The organism is Veillonella dispar (assembly GCF_937975875.1).
Lineage (GTDB): Bacteria > Bacillota > Negativicutes > Veillonellales > Veillonellaceae > Veillonella > Veillonella dispar_B.
Genome location: NZ_CALJSP010000065.1, coordinates 1 through 1,487, shown reverse-complemented (window position 1 = coordinate 1,487; position 1,487 = coordinate 1). Strand labels below are relative to the sequence as shown.

Annotated in this window: 1 protein-coding gene; it reads right to left on the bottom strand. The window is 37.2% G+C overall.

Annotation, left to right across the window (positions count from 1 at the left end; translation table 11 throughout):
* Positions 1-186 precede the first annotated feature (186 nt).
* A partial coding sequence (locus Q7P05_RS03275) for an adenine deaminase C-terminal domain-containing protein (protein WP_303930428.1) occupies positions 187-1,487 on the bottom strand: 1,301 nt, incomplete at its 5' end.

The window sequence follows — 1,487 nt, the reverse complement described above, 5'->3', positions numbered from 1 at the left end:
CACAAATCATAATCACCGATAATTTCCTGTGAGTCACCCACTATGCGTCGGATTTACTATAATAAAATAATTATATCTTTTCTAGAAATATCCTGTAATAAAGCCAAAAGAGGTTGCAACAGAATGTGATTTAATCGCATTCTAGTTACAACCTCTTTTTCTATTATATTTTTCTTACACTAAATACTAAAACTCCATTACACCAGTAGTAGTAATTCTAATTTCTGGAATTACTGTTAATGCAAGGAAGCTCAGATTGATAAATGGATCTAGTCCCTTAGGCACACCCATACCGTAGGCAATGTCTTTCATCTTAGCTACTTTAGCATCTACTTCCTCGTGTGGTCGATTTGTAATTAACCCCATTACTTCAAGGGCTAATTCTTCTACTACTTTACCTTCACTTGTAATGACATAGCCCCCACCAATTTCACGAATACGTTCAATGGCTACCATCATATCTGCATCATTATCGCCTACAACGATTAAATTATGGGAATCATGTGCAAAGGATGTTGCAATGGCACCGTTTTTAAGATTAAAACCTTTCAGAATGCCTACACCATTTCTGCCTGATGCTTTATAACGCTCAATACAAGTAATTTTATTGTACTCTGCATTTGGTTTAAATAGACCATTTTCTACAGGAACGCCTTCAACCGTCTTTTGTGTAACGATTTGGCCCGGTACAATATTAATAATAGCTTGAGGACTGTCTACATTAATGTCGAGTTTCTCTTTTGTGAAAGTCCCTATATTAATAGTGTGTAATAATTCCCTAGGAACTTCCTTCTCTTCTCTAACAAGAACTCGTTCAATAGGTTTCCCCTTATAGAACACTTCATGTATTGCTACGCTATTAGGATCATCGAGAACTACAAGATTTGCTTTATAGCTTGGGGCAATAGCACCTAAGTCTTTCAAATGATAGCAAACCGCCGTATTGGTAGAAGCCATTTTATAAGCTTTCACAGGGTCTAAGCCAAGTTCAATAGATCTGCGAATGTTATAACTGATATGACCTTCAGAGCGGATATCCTCAATGTGTTTATCATCTGTACAGAAACCATAGTATTCTGTATTAGCTTTGTTATGAACGATACCTTGTACGATGGCATCTAAATTATGAGCCGCACTACCTTCGCGAATCCATACGTAGATACCATTTCTAACTTGCTCTTTAGCCTCTTCGTAGGAAATACATTCGTGGTTTGTAGTAATGCCTGCTAGACGATAGCTTGCCAATTGCTTTGGTGAAAGCCCAATAATATGACCATCCATAATCATATCTTTAAAATAATCTAATTTTTTTACCATATATGGATCTCTATCAATAACACCAAAAGAGTCCATAACCTCACCTAGGCCTAAAATGCGAGGATTACTTTGTAACTTATGTAACATATCGCCGTCTAAAATAGCGCCGTTGTCCTCACGATTGTGTCGGGCGATGATTGTCTGCCGGAAATCGTAGGTTATACCGATCA